We start from the raw sequence: 17,401 nt of genomic DNA, 5'->3' as shown, positions 1-17,401 counted from the left end.
GCTGCCGGTGACGCGTCAGGACTCTGCGGCCCGACGGTCGGTGATCAGGTCCATCTCGGCCTGCGCGAGGAAGCGCGCGGCCTCCTGGTCGGTCGTCGGCATGCCGTTCGCACCGCCGTCGAGCAGCCGGCCGAGCATGGCCGCCTTGCGGTGGCCGCCGATGCCGAGTGCCTGTGAGGGCTGGGCGTCGAGCGGGCCGCTCACCTCGAGAAGCCGCACGACGATGTCGTCGCGCTGGAAGATGGTGCTGCTCTCGATGGGGCTCGACGCGTCGTTCGCCGCTTCCTCGTCCTGGCCGGCGAGCAGCCGGGCCAGTGCCATGCCACAGCCTTCCTTGGCCTGGTAGAACAGCGAGTGCCGCTGGACGCCCTCGGGGGCGTGCCGGCCCGCTGTCACGTGGTGGACGGTGGGGAGCGCGGCCCTGGTGAAGAACATCCGGGCGGAGTCGGGGTCGCTGAGGTCCCGGTCCTGCTCCAGGTAGGGGTTGATCGCCTCCTCGACGGCCCTGACCTCGGGCTGGCGGGAGACGTGCCGCAGTGCCGCCATCAGGTCACCCTCGACCTCGACCGCTCGCACGACGCGGTTGCCGTGCATGAAGAGCGAGGTACGGCGCAGCCGGGTGTTCTCGTCGACGCGGGACTGCGGGGAGTCGTAGTCGGCGAGGATCTTCGCGACCATCTCCTCCGTGCCCGGCTTCACCGTGAAGGTGAGCGCGTGGCGTACGACGCCGTCGCCCAGCCGCGGCGCGGCCTGGAGGCGGCCCTTGGCTGACTCGGGGGTGCCCTCGAACGCCGCCCCGGTCTCCCGGAGCACGCTGAAGCGCAGGGAGCGTGTGTCGCGTACGCAGCTGTGCAGCGGCTGGACCGTCGCCACGTGCTCCTCGCTGTTCACCCAGGCGAGGAAGGGCGGGGCGCTCTCCCACTCACTGGTGATGAGCCACTGCGAGGGGTTCTCGATGGACTGGCACAGCTGGTCACTGATGTGTCCGGGGATCGAGGCCACCTGGTTGCGCATGTGCTCGTACGCCTCGAGGAACTGGTTCTGGGCGCCGTCGTGCAGGTCCAGCAGCAGTATGACCCGGAGCCTCGAACCGTCGAAGGCGGACTGAGATATCCGTTCCGAGAGGGTTGTCATCTTTCGCTCTCCTTCGAGACGGTGCGGCGGCCACGTCCCGTGGCCTCTCGTCATCCGTCGGTTTCGGTGGAAGCGGCGCAGGTCCCTGCCCGCCGGCATGAAGTCCGTCCCCGCATCGCGAGCATCGCTCCCGCGACTGATCGTGGAACGCTGGTACGAGCGGCGCGAGATTTATGAACCGTTCAGGTGAGGCACCGGCCGAAGCCCGGCCGGGAGCCTCCTGCGAGGGCATGGACACTGCATCCGTCATGCGTCCGAGCTGGAGCAACTGATGAACGAGAACGTCGATCTCCGCGTACCGGTCCTCATCGTGGGCGGCTCCCTGGTGGGCCTGTCCGCCTCCCTCTTCCTGAGCCGGCTCGGCGTCCGCCACCTGCTGGTGGAGAAACACAGCAGCACCTCGACCCACCCGCGGGGGCGGGGGAACAACGTCCGGACGATGGAGGTGTTCCGGACCGCGGGGGCGGAGCAGCTGATCCGGGACGCCGCGTCCGTGCTGGCGGACAATCACGGAATCCTTCAGGCCGGGTCGCTCACCGGCGACGACCAGGAGTGGCTGTTCAAGGAGATCGACCCGGGCGGCGGGATCGCCAGGTTCAGCCCGAGCGGCTGGTGCCTGTGCAGCCAGAACGACCTGGAACCCGTGCTGGTCTCACATGCCCGGGCGCAGGGCAGCGAGCTGCGGTTCTCCACCGAGCTGCTCAGCTTCGAGCAGGACGTGGACGGGGTGACCGCCGTGGTCAAGGACCGGGAGACCGGGAAGCACACCACGGTTCGCGCCGACTATCTCGTCGCGGCCGACGGGCCCCGCAGTCCGATCCGGGAGCAGCTGGGCATCGGCCGGACGGGACCCGGAGACCTCTTCCACAACGTGAGCATCACGTTCCGCTCGCGGCGGCTCGCCTCCGTGGTGGGCGACCGGCGCTTCATCGTCTGCTACCTGACCACTCCGGACGCTGACGGGGCCCTGCTGCCCGTGGACAACGAGGAGCAGTGGGTGTTCCACGCGCCGTGGCAGCCCGACCGGGGCGAGACGCTGGAGGACTTCACCGACGAACGGTGCGCGGAGCACATCCGCCGGGCGGTCGGTGCGCCGGACCTGGACGTCGAGATCACCGGCAAGGCGCCGTGGCACGCCGCCGAGCGGGTCGCCGAGCGGTACGGTTCCGGCCGGGTCTTCCTGGCCGGGGACTCGGCGCACGAGATGTCCCCCACCGGGGCGTTCGGATCCAACACCGGCATCCAGGACGCGCACAACCTGGCGTGGAAGCTGGCTGCCGTGCTCGACGAGGCGGCCGGACCGGGGCTTCTCCAGACGTACGAGGCGGAGCGGCTGCCCGTGGCGAAGGCCACGAGCGCGCGTGCGTCGGCCCGTTCGGGCGAGCACAGCCACCCGGGGTACGCCGGATCACCCGGCACGGGCGGCGGCGGCCGCAAGGGCGGCATGCTCACGGTCGCACTCGGCTACCGCTATGTGCGCGGCGCCGTCCTGGACGTCGACCCCGCCCTTCCGGTGGTGCCCGAAGGCATGGGCCTGACGGGTGAACCCGGTACCAGGGCCCCGCACATGTGGCTCCGGCGGGACGGCGGGCGCGTGTCGACGCTGGACCTCTACGAGAAGTCGTTCGTGTTGCTGTGCGATGCCCGGTACCCGGACTGGCGGGTGGCGGCGGAGCAGGTGGCCAAGCGCCTGTCGGTCCCGCTGGAGGCCTTCGGGATCGGCTCCGCCCCGGACGCCGACCTGCGGCCCGAGGACGGGGCCGACTGGGCCGCCGCCCACGGGACGTCCGCCGAAGGCACCGTCCTGGTGCGGCCCGACGGGTTCGTGGCCTGGCGTTCGCACGGCGCGGCGGCGGACCCGGAGGCGACGCTGTACGAGGTCATGGCGACTCTGCTCCACCGCGGCTGACGCGGCGGGAGGTGCGGCCGGCGGGTCCAGCGGGGCCCGTCAGCCGAGGCCGAAGGACTTGACGGCCGCGAGGAACGCCTCCGGGTTGTCGGCGTGCACCAGGTGGCCGGCGTCGACGGAGGCGAACCGCCCTCCGGGTATCTGCTCCGCCATCCAGGCCAGTTGCCCCTGGTCGATGTGGCTGCGGGTCCCACCGACGACGAGTACCGGCGCTGTTATCCCGCCCAGACGCTCCCGTGCGGCCGGGTCCGGGGCGTTGAGCTGGGCGTCGATGGACGGAACGACCTGCCTGTCGAAGCCGAGCTCGCCCGGCGGCCGTTCGGCCGGCCCGCGGGGCGGGTCGAGCGGGAGCAGGGGCGGGGCGTCCTCGACGACCAGGGCACCGACCAGTTCCGGGTGCCGCTCGGCCAGCAGCAGGGCTGCCGCTCCGCCCATGGAGTGTCCGATGACCGTGGCGCCGGAGAGATTGCGGGCCTCCAGGAAGGCGTGCAGGTCGTCACGGAAGAGCTCGAAGGAGTAGCGGCCCGGCCAGTCGCTGAGGCCGTGGCCCCGGAAGTCGAGTGCGAACACCCGGTGGCGGGCCGCGAGATGTTCGGCGATGCCGGTCCAGTCCAGGCTGCTCCCGCCCCGCCCGTGGGCGAGGACGACGGGCGGGGCCGAGGGGTCGCCCCAGGTGCGGTACGCGAGCCGGATACCGCCCGCCTGCACACTGTTGACCTCGGGGTCGAGGAAGGCTGTGACGGTGCGGACGAAGGCACCGGGGTCGTCCATCCACGGAAAGTGGGCGGCGCCCCGCTGGACGACGAACTCCGAGTGCGGAAAGAGCGCGGCGAGTTCCGCCGCGCGGTCGGGGGTGGGGCCGCCGTCGTACTCCCCCGCGAGGACGAGCACGGGAACCGGCAGCTCGCGGAGTGCGGCGACCGCGGCACCGGCGTCGAGGCCGCCCTCGGGGTAGTAGAACGACCCCGCCGACGCGTTGCGCTGCGCGGGGGACCCTTCGGCGTGCGCCTGAGCGGCGGCGTCCCAGCGGCCGTACATGAACGGCCGGATGCCCGCCCAGGTCCCGGGTGTGGCGCGTCCGGCCTGGATCTCGTCCAGCGCCGCCCGGGCCTCGGCGTACCAGGGTTCGTGGGCGCGCAGCGCTGCGGCGTCGCGCCGGTCCTGATCGGTGGCGGGGAGGCCCAGGGTGCCCGTCCCGGGCGTGACGAGTGTGAGGGAGCGCAGTCGCCGGGGGTATTTCGCGGCGTAGAGCGCGGCGAGTTCGCCGGAGGCGGAGTGGCCCAGCACGTCGGCCTGTTCGAGGCCGAGGTGCGCGCGGAGCGCCTCGACGTCCTCGACGAGACGGTCGATCCGGTAGGTCGACGGGTCGTCCGGGACGGCGGAGTCCCCGGTGCCCCGCAGATCCAGCAGCACCAGTTGCCGTACCCGGGACAGGCCGCCGAGGTCGCCGAAGTAGCGGGCCGCCCGCATGGGGCCGCCCGGCAGACAGATCAGCGGTTCGCCTTCGCCCACCAAGTGGTAGGCCAGTGCGGTTCCGTCGTACGTACTGAAGATCGGCATGGCAGCCATCAAAGCAGGGCGGACGGCCCGTTGCAGGTGCGTACGCCCAGAGCGAATCAGGGAACGGGGGCGTCGGACAGGAGCCGCGCGGCCGCCTTCCGGGCCTGGTGTGCGGGCTCGGGCGTTCCGGAGACGGCCGCGGTGACGATCGCGCCTTCGGCGAGCAGTACGCAGGCTGCGGCGGATTCCTCCGGTTGCCCCGCGGCCGTGACCAGGCCGGTGACGTAGGCGTGGAAGGCTTCCTTGTGGAGGCGTGCGATGCCTGCGACGGCGGCGTCCGTCGCGCCGATCTCGCCGAAGCTGTTGTTGAAGGCGCAGCCGCGGAAGCCGGGTTCGGAGAACCACACGTGCAGCCAGTCGAAGACCGCGAGGACACGGTCCCGCGGCGTGCCCGGGTGGCTGTCCACATAGGCGGCGAGCTGTGCGCGCCACCGGGTGTCCCTGGCTTCGAGGCAGGCACGGACCAGCGCGGACTTGGATGGGAAGAGCGCGTAGAGGCGCTTGAGCGAGACACCCGAGGCGGCTCGGATCTCGTCCATGGAGACCGCTTGGACACCCCTGGCGTAGAACAGCTCCTCGGCGGTTTCCAGTGCCGAGGACCGAGCTTGTGCGGCTTCCACGGTGAGTCCCCTCGTCGGCATGTCGCGTGCCCGCGTCCGCGCCCCGCGACGTGTCGCCCTGCGGCGGCCTTGTGGGAGAACGTGCGTTCTCATACAGTACGGCACCAAGAGGAGAACGCACGTTCTCCAGCTTCGGAGGAGTCGCATGAACGCACAGCCGCTCGTTCCGCCGTTCACGCGGGAGTCCGCGGTCGCAAAGGTCCGGCGTGCCGAGGACGCCTGGAACACCAGGGACCCGGAGAAGGTGGCGCTCGCCTACACACCGGACTCCCGCTGGCGCAACCGCTCCGAGTGGGTGACCGGGCGGCAGGAGATCATCGGCTTTCTGACCCGGAAGTGGGCCCGGGAGCTGGACTACCGCCTCGTCAAGGAACTGTGGGCGCACGACGGCAGCCGGATCGCCGTGCGATTCGCCTACGAGTGGCACGACGACACAGGCCGCTGGTACCGGTCCTTCGGCAACGAGAACTGGGAATTCGACAGCGCCGGACTCATGCGGGTGCGCCACGCGTCGATCAACGACGTCCCGATCGAGGAGTCCGGGCGCCGGTTCCGCTGGGCGCCCGGGCGGCGGCCGGACGACCACCCCGGGCTCACGGGGCTGGGCTTCTGACCAGGAGTTGTCCACAGGCGGCCCGCACCCCTTGCCAGAACCCCCCGCCTCCTGAATTACTGCTCCCAGGAGGCGACCGAATGGTCGGTCGCCAGTCGGCGAGGGGATGATCCGTATGACCGCGCTGCTTGACGCCGGCGAGCGGCTCGGCCGCGACGAGCTCGAGTCCCTGCAGCTGGAGCGGCTCCGGGCCACCCTGCGGCACGCCTACGAGAACGTCGCCTTCTACCGCGCGGCGTTCGACGAGGCGGGGCTGCGCCCCGATGACTGCCGTACGCTCGCCGATCTCTCCCGATTCCCCTTCACCGTCAAGGCCGACCTTCGCGACAACTACCCGTTCGGGATGTTCGCCGTTCCCGAGGACCGGGTGCGGCGGATCCACGCGTCCAGCGGCACGACCGGCCGGCCAACGGTGGTCGGGTACACGGAACGCGACCTGGACACCTGGGCGGACGTGGTCGCCCGGTCGATCAGGGCGGCGGGCGGGCGGCCGGGCCACAAGGCGCATGTGGCTTACGGATACGGGCTGTTCACCGGCGGCCTCGGAGCGCATTACGGGGCGGAGCGCCTCGGCTGCACGGTCATCCCGGCGTCCGGGGGAATGACGGCGCGCCAGGTGCAGCTGATCCAGGACTTCCGGCCGGAGATCATCATGATCACGCCCTCGTACATGCTGACCCTGCTGGACGAGTTCGAGCGCCAGGGAGTCGATCCCCGGGGGACGTCGCTGAAGGTCGGCATCTTCGGTGCCGAGCCGTGGACCGAGCAGATGCGCGGCGAGATCGAGGAACGGTTCGCCATCGACGCCGTCGACATATACGGGCTGTCGGAGGTGATGGGTCCTGGGGTGGCACAGGAGTGCGTCGAGACCAAGGACGGGCTGCACATCTGGGAGGACCACTTCTATCCGGAGGTCGTCGACCCGTTCACCGGGGAGGTCCTGCCGGACGGGGAGGAGGGCGAGCTGGTCTTCACCTCGCTCACCAAGGAGGCCATGCCGGTGATCCGCTACCGCACCCGTGACCTGACGCGGCTGATGCCGGGGACGGCCCGTGTCTTCCGCCGGATGGAGAAGGTCACCGGCCGGAGTGACGACATGGTGATCCTGCGCGGGGTGAATCTCTTCCCCACGCAGATCGAGGAGATCGTGCTACGGACCCCGGGAGTGGCTCCGCACTTCCAGCTTCGGCTGACTCGCCAGGGGCGCATGGACGCGCTGACCGTGCGGGCGGAGGCGCGGGCCGGCGCCTGCACGGCAGAGCGCGAGGAGGCCGCCCGGTCCATCGCGGCGGCCGTGAAGGACGGGGTCGGCGTGAGCGTCGGGGTGGAGATCGTCGACCCGGAGACGCTGGAGCGGTCGGTCGGCAAGATGAAGCGGATCGTCGATCTGAGGGAGGTCCGCTGAGGGAGCCGACCGAGCGGGGGCTGAGGACGACGGCTCGGGGCCGGTCGGGCGAGACCGCCAGGGCACGTACGGGACGGACCGGGGCGGGCCGGGGCGGGCCGGGGCGCGGCTGCGAAAGGCCCGACGTCACGGGGCTCTGCCGCGCACGTCGTCGACCAGGCTCTGGGCTCGGCGGACGGCGAACGGACCAGGACGCACACTCGCCCCGGTGGCTCCAGTGGCTCCGTGGCTCCGTGGCTCCACGGCTCCGTGGCTCCACGGCTCCGTGGCTCCACGGCTCCGTGCGCATGGCCGTCGGCGCCGGTCAGGCCGCGGGCCCGCCCTGCCGGCGGCTCACCATCTCGGTGATCCAGACGGGCGCGTACGGAGAGGTGCAGCCTGGGGAGGTCGGGTAGTCCTTGAGCACTCCCAGACGCTCACCGATGTCCATCGCACGGGCGCGGTGGCCGGGGTGTTCGATCCCGATCTGAGCGAGGCAGTGGTTCATCGCCCACTGCAGGCGGGGCGGGGCGCCTTGCATCCGCGCCTCGATGACGTCGAGCAGCCCACCGAGGTCGAGGCCCTCGGGCCTCTTCGCCACGCGTTCGGTGGTCAGCGCCCAGCCGGCACCGGAGACCACCGGGTCCGGATCGGCGGACCAGGCTTGCCGCAGCTCTTCGGCGTGCGGGTTCTTCTTCACCACGTAGTTCACGAGCCAGTCGTGCACCTTGGGAGTGCGCGCCTGGCGCAGCATGGCGTCCAGTTCGTCGCGGCCGAACGCCTTCGGGCGGCAGATCAGGAGCGCCAGGAGCTTCGCCGCGGTGTCATCCGTCTCCCAGAGCCGGCACGCGAGTTCCTGCTGCGTCTTCAGCCGCTTCGCGAGTGCGCGCAGCTTGCCGAGGTTCACGCCGTGGTCGTCACCGTGCCTCTCGTTCACCTCGCGTACCTTCGGGTCCTCGAGCCCGGCCAGCTCGGCCATCACCTCGGCCACCGTCGTCCCGGCCACGCCACTCTCCTGTCGCTCACCTGAAGACGTCAGCCTACGAGGGAAGCCGGCCCTCCGGCGCACCCGGAGGCGAACCCGGAGGCGGACCCGCTGCGGCGCCCCTGTCGGAGAACCGGTCCCGCAGCTCCCTCTTCAGGATCTTGCCGCTGGCGTTGCGTGGGAGCTCACCGACGAAGAGGACCCTCTTCGGTGCCTTGAAGTGGGCCAGCGCAGAGCGGGTGTGCTCGATCAGCTCTCCCTCCGAGGCCTCGCCCCGGAGCACCACGATCGCGGTGACGGCCTCGATCCACCGCTCGTCGGGGAGCCCCACCACGGCGGCCTCGGCCACCGAGGGGTGGGTGTACAGGGCGTCCTCCACCTGCCGGGAGGCCACGAGCACGCCTCCCGAGTTGATGACGTCCTTCACCCGGTCGACGACCGTGAAGTAGCCCTCCGGATCACGTACGGCGAGGTCACCGGAGTGGAACCAGCCGTCACGGAACGCCTCCGCGCTCTCCTCCGGTTTGTCCCAGTAGCCCTGGCACAGCTGGGGGGAGCGGTAGACCACTTCGCCCGCCGTGCCGTCGGGCACCTCCTTGCCGTCCTCGTCGACCACCTTCGCCTCGACGAAGAGCACAGGACGTCCGCACGAGTCCATCCGCCCTTCGTGCTCGTCGGGTCCGAGGACGGTGGCGAGGGGACCGATCTCGCTCTGCCCGAAGCAGTTGTAGAACGCCAGCTCCGGCAGTCGCTCGCGCAGACGTTCCAGGACGGGCACCGGCATGATCGACGCACCGTAGTAGGCCTTGCGGAGCGCTCCGAGATCACGGCTGGCGAACTCCGGGTGGTTGGCGAGTCCGATCCAGACGGTCGGCGGCGCGAAGAGGCTGTCCGCCTGACCGGCTTCGACCAGATCGAAGATCCGGCCGGCGTCGGGGGCGTCGAGGATGGTGTTTTCGGCGCCCACCGCGAGATACGGCAGCAGGAACACATGCATCTGCGCGGAGTGGTACAGGGGCAGCGAGTGCACCGGCCGGTCCGTCGCGCGCAGGTCCAGGGCGGTGACCGCGCTGACGTACTCGTGGACCAGGGCGCCGTGCGTCATCATCGCGCCCTTGGGCTGGGCGGTCGTGCCCGAGGTGTAGAGCAGCTGCACCAGGTCGCCGGCGCCGGCTTCGTGTACGGGGGTGAAGGCACGCGGGGTGTCCAGCTCGCCGAGGAGGGAGTCCGGCGCGTCGCGCAGCGGCCGTACCTCGTGGCCCGCCGGGACGCGCGGGGCCAGTCCCGGGTCGGTGAGGACGAGTGCGCTGCCGGACTGGCGGAGGATATATGCCAGGTCCTCGCCCGTGAGGTTCTGATTGACCGGTACATGGACCAGCCCGGCACGGGCGCAGGCCAGATAGGCGATCAGGTACACGTCCGAATTGTGGGCGTAGGAGGCCACCCGGTCGCCGGGGCGGAGTCCGTGCGCGGTGGTCAGCACGGCGGCCGCTGTGCTGACCGCCTCGTCCAGGGCCGCATAGGTCCAGGACCGCTCGGCGTACCTCACGGCGGTGCGTTCCGGGGTGCGCCGTGCGCTGCGGGTCAGGACGCCGTCCACTGTGCTGCTGCGTACACCTGTCATGGCGTGATCCTGGGTGGCCGGCCGTCGAGGGTCAAGGGCCCGGCACGCCCGTGTCGGCATGGAACGCCTCCATGACCTGATGCTGCGTCAGATTCTTTGTGACGCGAGGGGCCCCTCGGGCGGCAGCGGTGACAGTAATCTCTGCTTCGGCAGGAAGTTTCATCACCGTACGAAATTTCGAAAGTTACTTTCGCACGGTGTTTTCGACGTGAGGGGAAGGGGTTCCGGATGGCCGGGGACGTGTCGGGACGGGGAATGAGCCGCCGGAGGCTGGGCGGCGGGATACTGGCGCTGGGCGGGGCGTTCGCCATCGCCCCGATCCCCTTCGCGGGGGCGGCGGCCGGTGCCGAGAGGGGCACCGGGCCGCTGGGCGACGGAGCAGTGGAGACCGGGGCGGCAATGGGATCAGGACGGGGCCGGCCGACACTGCGCCGAGGCTCGGCCGCACGTGCCGGGCTGCTGCCGGACCAGCTCGACCTGCTCGTCGCCGATGCGGAGAAGTACCTCGCCGACTCCCCCGCACACCCCTGGTACGCGGGTGCGGTTCTGCTCGCGGGCCGGGGCGGCACCGTGGCCCTGCACCGGCCGATCGGCCACGCCGTGCGCTATGCGGCGTACGACGAGAAGACCGACACAGGGGTGGAGTTCCCGCCCGACCAGCAGATCCCGATGGCCGAGGACACGGTCTTCGACCTGGCCTCGGTGTCCAAGCTGTTCACCTCGATCCTCGCCGTCCAGCAGATCGAGCGAGGCGCGCTGGAGCTCGAGGCGACCGCCGCGTCCTACCTCCCCGATTTCGCGGGTGGCGGCAAGCAGGACATCACGGTCCGTCAGCTGCTGACGCACACCTCGGGTTTCCGTTCCTGGATCCCGCTCTACAAGGAGCCGACCCGTGAGGCGAAGCTGCGCCTGCTATGGGACGAGGTTCCGGCCTCGGCTCCCGGTACGGCGTACCTCTACTCCGACCTCAATCTCATCTCGCTGCAGCTGATCCTGGAGAAGATCACCGGCCGCACCCAGGATGCCCTGCTCCGCGACGAGATCACCGCTCCGCTCGGGATGCACCGCACCCGCTACAACCCGCCCGCCTCCTGGAAGCCGAAGATCGCGGCCACCGAGGACGCCCGGCTGCCCTGGTCGGGGCTGGAGCGCGGGCTGGTCTGGGGCGAGGTCCATGACGAGAACGCGTACAGCCTGGGCGGGGTCGCCGGCCACGCGGGCGTCTTCTCGTGCGCCTGGGATCTGGCCGTGCTGGCCCGCACGCTGCTCAACGGCGGGAGTTACGGCACCTCCCGGATCCTGTCCGAGGAATCCGTGGAGCTGCTGTTCACCGACTTCAACACCGCGTTCCCCGGCGACGAGCACGGTCTGGGCTTCGAGCTCTACCAGCACTGGTACATGGGCGCGATGGCCACCCCGCGCACGGCGGGCCACACCGGATTCACCGGCACGAGTCTGGTCCTCGATCCGACGACGGACTCGTTCCTGATCGTTCTCGGCAACTCCGTCCACCCGGTGCGCTCCTGGCGTTCCGGCAGTGCTCCGCGGGTGGCGGCGGCCAACCGGATGGCGCGGGCGGTGCCCGTCCGGCCGGCCCGGGGCCGTACCGCCTGGTTCTCCGGTATGGCGAGCGCCACCACCGCGACGCTCACACTGCCCGCGGTGCGCCCGGTCGCCTCCCGCCCGGCGCTGAGCTGCGCGTTGTGGTGGGACACCGAGCCGGCTTCGGACGTGCTCACACTGGAGGCGTCCTCGGACGCCGGGACGACGTGGCGGCCCGTCCCCTTCACCACCGTACCGACGGGCGGAGACCGGCCCGGGGAGTCGCGGTCCCATCCGGGCGGATCGGTCTCCGGCTGGTCGGGACGCGTCTGGCACCGGCTGGAGGCGGACCTCGAGGGATGGCGGGGCACCGAGGTCCGGCTGCGCTGGCGCTACGTCACCGACCAGTTGTACGTCGGACGGGGCGTCTACGTGGACGACGTCAGGGTGGAGGACCGCGGCCGTACGCTCTTCGACGGGAACAGGCCTCGCGACGCCGGACGCGTCGAGTTGGACGGGTGGACCGTCTCCTCGGACTGAGCCGGCCCGCCTGGTTGGATGACCGGCATGAACGGAACCCAGTCCATAGACACCCCGTGGGGCGTTTCGGTGTTCGGGGCGGCGAGCGTCGACGCCGCCCCCGACCTGGCACGCCTCCGCGTCGCGATATCCCAGACCGAGAACCAGCCGGGCGAGGCGTTCGCCGCCACGCGGAGCGGGGTGAACCGGATCCGCGAGGTCCTGCGCGGGCACGACGTGCCGGAAACCGCCGTGTCGACCTCGAGGCTGAACCTGTCGTCGCAGTGGAGCTACGGCAACGAGCGCACGTTCCTCGGTTACGAGTGCACGGCCTCCTTCGTGATCGAGCTGCGTGAGCTGGATCTCCTGGAGACCGTGCTCATCGACGTCGTCGACGCCGGGGCCAACGAGGTCAAGGGCGTCGAGTTCGACGTACGCGCGAAGAGGGAACTGCGCGCCCGTGCGCGCACGGCGGCCGTGACCGCGGCGCGGGAGAAGGCGGCCCTTTACGCGGAGGCGGCCGGAGTGCGGCTCGGGCCCGTCATCCACATCAAGGACGTGGACGCGGAACAGGTGCAGAACTACCGCAGCCACAGCAGCCACCAGAGCGGGGGCGGCGAAGGCGATCTGTCACCCGGCAAGGTGACCGTCTCGGCGGGGGTCGTCCTCGGCCTCTCACTCATCGGCGGCTGAACACACCCGCGCCGAGAAGGACCCACACCGGCGCGAAGCCCAGCGCGGGCCTCTCCGGAGGCCCGCCCTTCTCATTCCCCCGCCGGATCCGGAGCGGCTGCCCCGCCGCGGAAAGGGTGCGGCGGTTTCGCCATCGGTTCCTGTCACCGGCCCAGCGCCGCCATGGCGGCGTTGTGGCCGGGCACCCCGCTGACCCCGCCGCCGCGCACCGCGCCCGCTCCGCACAGCAGGACGTTGGCGTGGGTGGTCTCGACGCCCCAGCGGCCCGTCTCACCGGTGGCGTACGGAAAGGCGAGGTCCCCGTGGAAGATGTGGCCGCCGGGAAGCCTCAGATCGCGCTCCAGGTCGAGGGGTGTCTTCGCCTCGATGCACGGCCGGCCGTCGGCGTCGAGGGCCAGACACTCGGTGAGGGGCTCCTCGAGATGGGCGTCGAGTCCGGCCAGGGTGGCGCCGAGCAGGGCTTCGCGCGTCGTTTCGTTGTCCGCCGCGAACAGCCGGGCGGGGGTGTGCAGGCCGAACAGGGTGAGAGTCTGGTAGCCACGGGCCGCGAGGTCGGGGCCGAGGATCGAGGGGTCGGTCAGCGAGTGGCAGTAGATCTCGCTGGGCGGGCTGCCGGGCAGTCGTCCGGCCGCCGCCTCCCGGTAGGCGGTGGCCAGTTGCCCGTACCCCTCGGCGATGTGGAAGGTTCCGGCGAACGCCCGGCGCGGGTCGACCGCGGGGTCACGCAGTCGCGGCAGCCGGGTGAGGAGCATGTTCACCTTCAGCTGGGCGCCTTCGGCAGGGGCGGGCGGCTGTTCGCCGAGGAGCTCGGCCAGGGCCTGCGGCGACGCGTTGACCAGGACGCGTCGGGCGCCGACGACGTGTTCCCCGTCGGGTGAGCGGACGGTGACCTCGGCGCGGGTGCCGTCGGTCTCGATACGGGTCGCCTCGTGCAGCACGCGGATCTCGGCCCCCGCCGCGCGGGCGGCACCGGCCAGGGCGTCGGTCAGCGCGCCCATGCCGCCGACCGGGACGTCCCAGTCCCCCGTGGAATTGCCGATCACGTGGTACAGGAAGCAGCGGTTCTGGACGAGGGACGGGTCGTGGGCATCGGCGAAGGTCCCGATCAGGGCGTCGGTGAGCACGACTCCGCGGACGAGATCGTCGGCGAAGTTCTCCTCGACGGCTACGCCGATGGGCTCCTCGAACAACATGCGCCAGGCGTCCGCGTCGTCCACACGCGCCCTCAGGGCCTGGCGGGCCGGCAGGGGCTCGGTGAGCGTGGGGAACACCCGCTCGGCGAGGCGGCCCGTCATCCCGTAGAAGCGCTCCCAGGCCTCGAACTCCCGGCCGTCGCCGGTGAGCGCGGCGAAGGACTCCCGGGTGCCGTCACCGCCGACGAGCAGTCCGGTGGGCCGGCCGCCGCGCACACCCGGGGTGTACGAGGAGACGGTCCGCTTCCGCACGGCGAAGTCCAGGCCGAGTTCGCGGACGATCTTCTGCGGGAGGAGCGAGACGAGGTAGGAGTAGCGGGAGAGCCGGGCGTCGATCCCTTCGAAGGGACGGGTCGACACGGCCGCTCCCCCGGTGCCGCCGAGACGCTCCAGGACGAGTACGGACTGTCCGGCGCGGGCGAGGTAGGCGGCGGCGACCAGGCCGTTGTGGCCGCCGCCGACGATCACCGCGTCGTAGGCGGGGTGCGTGGGGGCGCCGGGTGAGGATGTCTCATCTGCGGGCATGCCTCTTCGTAACACGGGAGGATCGCCTGCGGACAGGGGTGAGGGCTCGTGGCGGACCGGCATGGGCGTGGGCCGGGCGTAGGCGGGGTGTGGGCGGGGCGTGGGCGGGGGAAAACCCGTGGGGCCTCCGGCGGCCTCTGTGGCAGGGTGCTGCCCGGACCCCGTCCCCCCGCGCCCGGCACAGGAGATTCCATGAACGCGCCCACCCGTCTGATTCCGTTGCTTGAGCAGTTCGACCAGGCGCGCGAACGGCTCACCGGGCGGCTCTCGGGTCCGTCCGTGGACAGCGGCAACGGCACGGACGTGGAGGTGCCGGCGCTGACCGACGAGGAGTACCGGTGGGAGCCGGTGCCGGGCTGCTGGTCGGTCCGGCACCGGAGCGCGGGGCCCGGGCGGGGCGCGACCCTCCTGACCGGTGCGGGCGAGTGGGGACGCGACACGGCGCCCTTCCCGCATCCTTCGCCACCGCCCTTCACCACCCTCGCGTGGCGTCTGAGCCATCTCAGCGAACTGCTGGCGCTGCGCGCCGATCACACGGCGGGGACGCACAGCCTCACCCGCGAGGACTACCGCGTGGCGGGGGACGCGGCGGGGGCCCTCGCGGACTTCGGCGCGTCGGCGGACGCGTGGCGTGCGGCCCTGACCGGCGCCGACGACACGGCCCTCGACACGGTCGGGTACAGCACCTACCCGTACGGCAGCGACCCGGAGGACCTCTTCCTGGACACCGTGTGGTGGGTCAACCAGGAGCTGCTGCACCACGGAGCGGAGATCGCGCTGCTGCGGGACCTCTACCGCGTACGGGGCGGCCTGGCCTGACGGCCCGTTTACCCACCGCCCGGTCCGCGTTCAGTGCGGTGGCATCCCGCGCTGTCTGCGCAGGTCGGCGACCCGCCGGTAGAGGTCCACCGCCTCCGTGCTGCGGCCGAGCTGTTCCAGGCAGTGCGCCTCGTCGTTGCGGCCGGCCAGCGTGTCGGGGTGGCCGGCGCCCAGCACCCGCTCCCGGATCTCGGCGACCGCGCGGTAGTCGGTGAGCGCCTCGGCCCAGCGGCCCAGCCATCCCAGCCCCACGGCCACCTCGCGACGGCTGACCAGGGTGTCGGGGTGGTCGGGGCCCAGGGTGCGTTCCCGGATGGCGCAGACCTCGCGTGACTCGTCGAGCGCCTCCTCCCAGCGCGCCAGCCGCCCGAGGTTGACGCCGAGCCCGTGCCGGGCGCGCAGCGTCTCGGGGTCGTTCGGGCCGCCGGCCCGGGTGCGGTCCTCGACCAGGGCGCGGTAGAGCTCCAGCGCCTCGGCGCTGCGGCCCAGCCTGCCGAGGCTGATGCCCACCTCGTACCGCGCGGCCAGGGTGTCGGGGTGGTCGGGGCCGAGGGCTGCGGCGCGGCCCTGTGCCACGTCGCGGTAGGTCTGCAGGGCCTCGGCCCAGCGGTCCAGACGGCCGAGTGTGTACGCCACCTCGTAGAGCGTGACCAGGGTGTCCGGGTGCGTCGCGCCGAGCAGGCGGCCGCGGGCCGCCGCGACCTCGCGGGCCATGAGGTACGAATCCTCCAGGCGGCCGAGCCTGCTCAGGTTGAAGGCGAGGTTGTGGCGGCAGCGCAGGGTGTCGGGGTGGTCCGGCCCCATGGAGCGCTCCCGCGAGGCGAGCACCGAGGCGTAGACGTGGTGGGCCTCGAAGTGACGGCCGAGCTGGCCCAGCACGTACGCCGTCTCCTGCCGGGCCGCGAGGGTCTCGGGGTGGTCGGGGCCCAGGGTGCGTTCGCGGCCGTCGGCGACCCGGGCGAACTCGCGCAGCGCGTCAGCGGCCCGTCCGGTGCGGCTGAGGGTGAAGCCGACCTCGTACCTGCTGGCGAGGGTGTCGGGGTGGTCGGGACCGAGGGCGCGTTCGCGTTCGGTGGCGACCGCCCGGTGTACCTCGCCGGCCTCCTCCCAGTGCCCCAGCCGACCCAGATCGAGTCCGGCACTGTGCCGGCCGGCCAGGGTGGCGAGCAGTTCGGGCGGCGGGGCGGGGCGGCCTCCGGACGGAAGTGCGCCGACGGGAACATGACCGGTCCCTGTGGTCCATGCCCCGGTCAGCGCGGCCGCGTGGTCGGCGGCGGCGGTGCCCGCGTACGACGCTCCGGTCGCCTTGTGACCGGTGGTCATGTCGCGGGTCCAGGAGGGGAGCCGGGGCGTGCCGCCGCCGGGGCTCCGGGCCGGGGCGCGAGGGGCGAGTCCGGGCCGCCCTGTCTCCTGACGCTCACCGGTGCGCCCGAGTGCGATGCGCTGCCGCAGGTCGCCCGCGTCGGCCGGCCGCTCCCCGGGCGTCTTGGCCAGCAGGTCCAGGACGACCTTGTCGAAGAAACCCGGGAGTTCGGCACGGTGGGTGCGCGGCGGCTCGGGAGGGGTGTCGCGGTGTCCGACGAGCACGGCCCAGGCGTCGTCCATGTCGAACGGCGGTACGCCCGTGGCGATTTCGTACAGCACACAGCCCAGCGAGTAGAGGTCGCTGCGGTGGTCGACCTCCCCGCCGCTTATCTGCTCGGGCGACATGTAGTGCGGGGTTCCCATGGCGATGCCGGTGCCGGTCAGACGCGAGGTGAAGCCGATGTCGTGGCCGAGCCGGGCGATGCCGAAGTCGCAGATCTTCACGGCACCGTCGTCGAGCCGCATGATGTTCGCGGGCTTGAGGTCACGGTGCACGATGCCCTGCTGGTGGGTGTAGCCGAGTGCGTCGGCGACCTGGTCGGCGATGTCCACGACATCGGCCACCGGCAGCGGGTGCTGCTTGTTGTCCTCCAGGAGCTGGCTGAGGTTGCGTCCTTCGAGGAGCTCCATGACGAGGTAGAGGACGCCGTCCGACTCGCCGAAGTCGTGGACGACGGTGACTCCACGGTGCTGGAGGGCCGCGGCCACCCGCGCCTCCCGGCGGAAGCGCTCGCGCAGTACGCGGGTGAAGGCCTGGTCGTGCTGCGGCCCCATGGGTTTCAGGCACTTGACGGCCACCTGCCGGCCCAGCGACTCGTCGCGCGCGCGCCACACCTCGCCCATGCCTCCGCGCCCGATCAGATCGAGCAGCCGGTACCGGCTCTGGATCAGCCTGGTGTCCGCCATCGCCTGTTGT

General features: G+C 71.7%; 13 protein-coding genes. 6 read left to right on the top strand and 7 right to left on the bottom strand.

The genetic code is table 11. The annotated features are described in order from the left end of the window. Positions 1-15 precede the first annotated feature (15 nt). The gene (locus tag AB0P41_RS13340; protein WP_356706964.1) at positions 16-1,134 is read right to left on the bottom strand and encodes a TcmI family type II polyketide cyclase; all 1,119 of its coding nucleotides are present in this window, start codon (positions 1,132-1,134) and stop codon (positions 16-18) included. A gap of 271 nt (positions 1,135-1,405) precedes the next feature. Between AB0P41_RS13340 and AB0P41_RS13335 the strand changes: the two genes are divergently transcribed. Beyond that, the gene (locus tag AB0P41_RS13335) at positions 1,406-3,043 is read left to right on the top strand and encodes an FAD-dependent monooxygenase (RefSeq protein ID WP_365931906.1); all 1,638 of its coding nucleotides are present in this window, start codon (positions 1,406-1,408) and stop codon (positions 3,041-3,043) included. Between the two features lie 39 nt (positions 3,044-3,082). Here AB0P41_RS13335 and AB0P41_RS13330 read toward each other — a convergent pair whose 3' ends face one another. Then, complete coding sequence (locus AB0P41_RS13330; RefSeq protein WP_365931904.1) at positions 3,083-4,603, bottom strand: alpha/beta hydrolase; 1,521 nt, start codon at positions 4,601-4,603, stop codon at positions 3,083-3,085. 56 nt (positions 4,604-4,659) lie between these two features. Further along, the gene (locus AB0P41_RS13325; protein ID WP_365931902.1) at positions 4,660-5,223 is read right to left on the bottom strand and encodes a TetR/AcrR family transcriptional regulator; all 564 of its coding nucleotides are present in this window, start codon (positions 5,221-5,223) and stop codon (positions 4,660-4,662) included. Between the two features lie 145 nt (positions 5,224-5,368). Here AB0P41_RS13325 and AB0P41_RS13320 point away from each other — a divergent pair, with 145 nt between their 5' ends. Both AB0P41_RS13320 and paaK read left to right on the top strand, forming a co-directional pair. Next, the gene (locus AB0P41_RS13320) at positions 5,369-5,836 is read left to right on the top strand and encodes a nuclear transport factor 2 family protein (RefSeq protein WP_356706968.1); all 468 of its coding nucleotides are present in this window, start codon (positions 5,369-5,371) and stop codon (positions 5,834-5,836) included. Between the two features lie 115 nt (positions 5,837-5,951). After that, positions 5,952-7,241, top strand: a complete 1,290-nt coding sequence (gene paaK, locus AB0P41_RS13315; protein ID WP_365931900.1) for a phenylacetate--CoA ligase PaaK — start codon at positions 5,952-5,954, stop codon at positions 7,239-7,241. A 304-nt stretch (positions 7,242-7,545) separates the two neighbouring features. Here the strand turns inward: paaK and AB0P41_RS13310 are convergent, their stop codons facing one another. Both AB0P41_RS13310 and AB0P41_RS13305 read right to left on the bottom strand, forming a co-directional pair. Then, complete coding sequence (locus AB0P41_RS13310) at positions 7,546-8,199, bottom strand: DNA alkylation repair protein (RefSeq protein ID WP_365932126.1); 654 nt, start codon at positions 8,197-8,199, stop codon at positions 7,546-7,548. A 61-nt stretch (positions 8,200-8,260) separates the two neighbouring features. Then, complete coding sequence (locus AB0P41_RS13305) at positions 8,261-9,829, bottom strand: acyl-CoA synthetase (protein ID WP_365931898.1); 1,569 nt, start codon at positions 9,827-9,829, stop codon at positions 8,261-8,263. 228 nt (positions 9,830-10,057) lie between these two features. Between AB0P41_RS13305 and AB0P41_RS13300 the strand changes: the two genes are divergently transcribed. Both AB0P41_RS13300 and AB0P41_RS13295 read left to right on the top strand, forming a co-directional pair. Further along, a complete protein-coding gene (locus AB0P41_RS13300) occupies positions 10,058-11,911 on the top strand; it encodes a serine hydrolase (protein WP_365931896.1) in 1,854 nt (617 codons plus the stop codon). Positions 11,912-11,938: 27 nt separating this feature from the next. Continuing rightward, positions 11,939-12,583: an SIMPL domain-containing protein gene (locus tag AB0P41_RS13295; RefSeq protein WP_356706972.1), complete on the top strand. Its 645-nt coding sequence runs from the start codon at positions 11,939-11,941 to the stop codon at positions 12,581-12,583. 143 nt (positions 12,584-12,726) lie between these two features. Here AB0P41_RS13295 and AB0P41_RS13290 read toward each other — a convergent pair whose 3' ends face one another. Beyond that, positions 12,727-14,301 carry an NAD(P)/FAD-dependent oxidoreductase gene (locus tag AB0P41_RS13290; RefSeq protein WP_365931894.1) on the bottom strand — a complete coding sequence of 525 codons (1,575 nt, stop codon included), beginning with the start codon at positions 14,299-14,301 and terminating at the stop codon, positions 12,727-12,729. Between the two features lie 192 nt (positions 14,302-14,493). Here AB0P41_RS13290 and AB0P41_RS13285 point away from each other — a divergent pair, with 192 nt between their 5' ends. After that, positions 14,494-15,120 (top strand): DinB family protein, encoded by a 627-nt coding sequence (locus tag AB0P41_RS13285; protein ID WP_356706974.1) that lies wholly within the window; start codon positions 14,494-14,496, stop codon positions 15,118-15,120. A 30-nt stretch (positions 15,121-15,150) separates the two neighbouring features. Here the strand turns inward: AB0P41_RS13285 and AB0P41_RS13280 are convergent, their stop codons facing one another. Continuing rightward, complete coding sequence (locus AB0P41_RS13280; RefSeq protein ID WP_356706975.1) at positions 15,151-17,391, bottom strand: tetratricopeptide repeat protein; 2,241 nt, start codon at positions 17,389-17,391, stop codon at positions 15,151-15,153. Positions 17,392-17,401: the final 10 nt, after the last annotated feature.

The sequence above is a fragment of the Streptomyces sp. NPDC079167 genome (assembly GCF_040686735.1).
GTDB lineage: Bacteria > Actinomycetota > Actinomycetes > Streptomycetales > Streptomycetaceae > Streptomyces.
This window is presented reverse-complemented; position numbering and strand designations above follow the sequence as displayed.